Source organism: Pseudomonas sp. NPDC099000 (assembly GCF_044759925.1).
GTDB lineage: Bacteria > Pseudomonadota > Gammaproteobacteria > Pseudomonadales > Pseudomonadaceae > Aquipseudomonas.
The window spans coordinates 42306-47113 of the sequence record NZ_JBIWAF010000037.1 but is presented as its reverse complement, the minus strand read 5'-3'; the positions used below and the strand labels follow the sequence as shown (position 1 = coordinate 47113).

4 protein-coding genes and 1 pseudogene are annotated in these 4808 nt (G+C 60.0%); all 5 read left to right on the top strand.

What is annotated here, in order from left to right:
* Positions 1-25 precede the first annotated feature (25 nt).
* Positions 26-343: pseudogene (locus ACIQV9_RS26610) on the top strand (NADH-quinone oxidoreductase subunit B); the annotation flags it as partial.
* Between the two features lie 72 nt (positions 344-415).
* Positions 416-2200 carry an NADH-quinone oxidoreductase subunit C/D gene (gene nuoC / locus ACIQV9_RS26605; protein WP_403107774.1) on the top strand — a complete coding sequence of 595 codons (1785 nt, stop codon included), beginning with the start codon at positions 416-418 and terminating at the stop codon, positions 2198-2200.
* Between the two features lie 2 nt (positions 2201-2202).
* A complete protein-coding gene (gene nuoE / locus ACIQV9_RS26600) occupies positions 2203-2700 on the top strand; it encodes an NADH-quinone oxidoreductase subunit NuoE (RefSeq protein ID WP_008020715.1) in 498 nt (165 codons plus the stop codon).
* A complete protein-coding gene (nuoF, locus tag ACIQV9_RS26595) occupies positions 2697-4052 on the top strand; it encodes an NADH-quinone oxidoreductase subunit NuoF (RefSeq protein WP_403107772.1) in 1356 nt (451 codons plus the stop codon). Before nuoE ends, nuoF begins: the two co-directional genes overlap by 4 nt.
* 139 nt (positions 4053-4191) lie before the next feature.
* The coding region (locus tag ACIQV9_RS26590) for a 2Fe-2S iron-sulfur cluster-binding protein (RefSeq protein ID WP_403107770.1) at positions 4192-4808 on the top strand (617 nt) is incomplete at its 3' end.

Below are 4808 nucleotides of genomic sequence, written 5' to 3'. Positions count from 1 at the left end.
AAAGATAATTCATACTATATACTAACAAATGAAAGAACATAAAAGGGTTATCTCAAAGGTATCGAGCGCCAACTCCGGTGGCATGTACGACATCTACTCCGTCGTTCAAGGGGTGGACAAGTTCCTGCCCGTGGACGTCTACGTGCCTGGCTGCCCGCCCCGTCCTGAAGCTTTTCTGCAAGGCTTGATGCTCTTGCAAGAGTCGATTGGACAGGAGCGTCGTCCGCTTTCCTGGGTCGTCGGCGATCAAGGCGTGTACCGCGCCGAGATGCCTTCGCAAAAGGAACAGCGCCGCGAACAGCGAATCGCAGTCACCAACCTGCGCAGCCCCGACGAAGTCTGATCCAGATCTGCTTCTTTTATAGAACGAGAAACTGGCTTCATTCTTTACGTTGACCGAAAGCGATAAATAACCATGACTACAGGCAGTGCTCTGTACATCCCGCCTTATAAGGCAGACGACCAGGATGTGGTCGTCGAACTGAACAACCGTTTCGGCCCCGAGGCGTTCACCGCCCAGCCTACCCGCACCGGCATGCCGGTGCTTTGGGTTGCCCGTGCCAAACTCGTCGAAGTCCTGACCTTCCTGCGCAACCTGCCCAAGCCGTACGTCATGCTCTATGACCTGCACGGCGTGGACGAGCGTCTGCGCACCAAGCGTCAAGGGCTGCCAAGCGGCGCCGACTTCACAGTGTTCTATCACTTGATGTCGATCGAACGTAATAGTGACGTAATGATCAAGGTCGCCTTGTCCGAGTGCGACCTTAGCGTGCCGACCGTGACCGGTATCTGGCCGAACGCCAACTGGTACGAGCGTGAAGTGTGGGACATGTACGGCATCGACTTTGCCGGTCACCCGCACCTGACCCGCATCATGATGCCGCCGACCTGGGAAGGTCACCCGCTGCGCAAGGACTTCCCGGCCCGTGCCACCGAGTTCGACCCGTTCAGCCTGACGCTGGCCAAGCAACAGCTTGAGGAAGAAGCCGCGCGCTTCAAGCCTGAAGACTGGGGCATGAAGCGTTCCGGTGCGAACGAGGACTACATGTTCCTCAACCTCGGTCCTAACCACCCTTCCGCGCACGGTGCGTTCCGCATCATCCTGCAGCTGGACGGTGAAGAGATCGTCGACTGCGTGCCGGACGTCGGTTACCACCACCGTGGTGCCGAGAAGATGGCCGAGCGTCAGTCCTGGCACAGCTTCATCCCGTACACCGACCGTATCGACTACCTCGGCGGCGTGATGAACAACCTGCCGTACGTGCTCTCGGTCGAGAAGCTGGCCGGCATCAAGGTGCCTGAGAAGGTCGACGTCATCCGCATCATGATGGCCGAGTTCTTCCGGATCACCAGCCACCTGCTGTTCCTGGGGACTTACATCCAGGACGTCGGCGCCATGACCCCGGTGTTCTTCACGTTCACCGACCGTCAGAAGGCGTACACGGTGATCGAAGCCATTACCGGCTTCCGTCTGCACCCGGCCTGGTACCGCATCGGTGGCGTCGCTCACGACCTGCCGCGCGGCTGGGAAAAACTGGTGAAAGACTTCGTCGAGTGGATGCCAAAGCGTCTGGACGAATACCAGAAAGCCGCACTGGACAACAGCATTCTCAAAGGCCGGACCATCGGCGTCGCCGCCTACAACACCAAGGAAGCCTTCGAATGGGGCGTCACCGGTGCAGGCTTGCGTTCGACCGGTTGCGACTTCGACCTGCGTAAGGCGCGCCCGTACTCCGGTTACGAGAACTTCGAGTTCGAAGTGCCACTGGCCGTCAATGGCGATGCCTACGATCGTTGCATCGTGCGCGTCGAAGAAATGCGCCAGAGCATCAAGATCATCGAGCAGTGCATGCGCAACATGCCGGAAGGCCCGTACAAGGCGGATCACCCGCTGACCACGCCGCCACCGAAAGAGCGCACCCTGCAGCACATCGAGACCCTGATCACGCACTTCCTGCAAGTTTCGTGGGGCCCGGTCATGCCGGCCAACGAATCCTTCCAGATGATCGAAGCGACCAAGGGCATCAACAGTTATTACCTGACGTGCGATGGCGGCACCATGAGCTACCGCACCCGGATTCGTACCCCAAGCTTCCCGCACCTGCAGCAGATCCCTTCGGTGATCAAAGGCAGCATGGTCGCGGACTTGAGTGCGTACCTGGGTAGTATCGATTTCGTTATGGCCGACGTGGACCGCTAAGCATGAATAGCACGCTTATCCAGACAGACCGTTTCACCTTGAGTGAAACCGAGCGCTCGGCCATCGAGCACGAGTTGCATCACTACGAAGACCCGCGCGCGGCGTCGATCGAAGCCCTGAAGATCGTCCAGAAGGAACGTGGCTGGGTGCCTGACGGCGCGCTCTACGCCATCGGCGAGATCCTCGGCATCCCGGCCAGCGACGTTGAAGGCGTGGCGACGTTCTATAGCCAGATCTTCCGTCAGCCAGTCGGTCGTCACATCATTCGCGTCTGCGACAGCATGGTCTGCTACATCGGCGGCCATGAATCGGTGGTCAGCGAAATCCAGAGCAAGCTGGGCATCGGCCTGGGTCAGACCACCGCCGACGGTCGTTTCACCCTGCTGCCGGTCTGCTGCCTCGGCAACTGTGACAAGGCGCCGGCGTTGATGATCGACGACGACACTTTCGGTGATGTGCAGCCTGCCGGCGTTGCCAAATTGCTCGAGGGCTACGTATGACCCTGACTTCCTTCGGTCCTGCCAACCGCATCAAGCGTTCGGCCGAGACTCACCCGCTGACCTGGCGTCTGCGCGACGACGGCGAAGCTGTCTGGCTCGACGAGTACCAGGCCAAGAACGGTTACGCGGCTGCGCGCAAGGCTTTCGCCGACATGGCTCAGGACGACATCGTCCAGACCGTGAAAGACTCCGGCCTTAAAGGTCGCGGCGGTGCAGGCTTCCCCACGGGCGTGAAGTGGGGCCTGATGCCCAAAGACGAATCCATCAACATCCGCTACCTGCTGTGCAACGCGGACGAGATGGAACCGAACACCTGGAAAGACCGCATGCTGATGGAGCAACTGCCCCATCTGCTGATCGAAGGCATGCTGATCAGTGCTCGCGCGCTGAAAACCTACCGTGGCTACATCTTCCTGCGTGGCGAATACACCACCGCCGCCAAGCACCTGAACCGTGCCGTGGAAGAAGCCAAGGCAGCCGGCCTGCTGGGTAAAAACATCATGGGCAGCGGCTTCGATTTCGAGCTGTTCGTCCACACCGGCGCCGGGCGTTACATCTGCGGTGAAGAAACCGCACTGATCAACTCCCTCGAAGGCCGCCGCGCCAACCCGCGCTCCAAGCCGCCCTTCCCTGCCGCCGTTGGCGTGTGGGGCAAGCCGACTTGCGTGAACAACGTTGAAACCCTGTGCAACGTTCCGGCGATCATTGCCGACGGCGTGGACTGGTACAAATCGTTGGCGCGCGAAGGCAGTGAAGACATGGGCACCAAGCTCATGGGCTTCTCCGGCAAGGTCAAGAACCCGGGCCTGTGGGAATTGCCGTTCGGCGTCACCGGTCGCGAGTTGTTCGAAGACTACGCGGGTGGCATGCGCGACGGTTACAAACTCAAGTGCTGGCAGCCAGGCGGCGCCGGGACCGGCTTCCTGTTGCCGGAACACCTGGACGCACAAATGTACGCCGGCGGCATCGCCAAAGTGGGCACCCGTATGGGTACCGGCCTGGCCATGGCGGTGGACGACAGCGTCAACATGGTGTCCCTGCTGCGCAACATGGAAGAGTTCTTCTCCCGTGAGTCGTGCGGTTTCTGCACCCCGTGCCGTGATGGTTTGCCGTGGAGCGTCAAGCTTCTGCGCGCCATCGAGAACGGTGAAGGGCAAGCCGGCGATATCGAGACCCTGCTGGGTCTGGTCGGCTTCCTCGGCCCGGGCAAGACCTTCTGTGCTCACGCACCGGGCGCCGTGGAGCCGTTGGGCAGCGCAATCAAATACTTCCGCCATGAGTTCGAAGCCGGCATCGCGCCTACCAGCGCCGTCGTCCCGCCTCTGGCAAGGCCGATCGTAGTCGGCGTTTAACACTTTAAAAAAGGCGAACGGTCCGTGCCCTTCGCCTTCTCGTTCGATGACGCCTTTTATGGGCTGTTTGGATTCGGACGAATAACAAGATTCCATTAGCCACGCCCGCTGACACCGGGCCAACGAAGACCTTTGAACCATGGCCACTATCCACGTAGACGGCAAAGAGCTCGAAGTCGATGGGGCAGACAACCTGTTACAGGCGTGTCTGTCGCTAGGCCTCGATATCCCTTATTTCTGCTGGCACCCAGCCCTTGGCAGCGTTGGCGCTTGCCGCCAGTGCGCGGTCAAGCAGTACACCGACGAAAACGACAAGCGTGGTCGGATCGTCATGTCGTGCATGACGCCAGCTACCGACGGCAGCTGGATCTCCATCGACGACGAAGAAGCGAAAGTGTTTCGCGCCAGCGTCGTTGAATGGCTGATGACCAACCACCCTCACGACTGCCCGGTCTGTGAGGAAGGCGGTCACTGTCACCTGCAAGACATGACCGTGATGACCGGCCACAACGAGCGCCGTTATCGCTTCACCAAGCGTACTCACCAGAACCAGCAACTGGGCCCGTTCATTTCCCACGAAATGAACCGCTGCATCGCTTGCTACCGCTGCGTACGCTTCTATAAGGATTACGCCGGCGGCACCGACCTCGGTGTGTTCGGCGCCCACGACAACGTGTACTTCGGTCGCGTTGAAGACGGCACCCTGGAAAGCGAGTTCTCCGGCAACCTCACCGAGGTCTGCCCGACTGGTGTGTT

Excerpts from the sequence above, each read along its gene's own strand:
- nuoF (WP_403107772.1), top strand. The coding sequence starts at position 2,697 with ATGACCCTGACTTCCTTCGGTCCTGCCAACCGCATCAAGCGTTCGGCC.
- nuoE (WP_008020715.1), top strand. The coding sequence starts at position 2,203 with ATGAATAGCACGCTTATCCAGACAGACCGTTTCACCTTGAGTGAAACC.
- nuoC (WP_403107774.1), top strand. The coding sequence starts at position 416 with ATGACTACAGGCAGTGCTCTGTACATCCCGCCTTATAAGGCAGACGAC.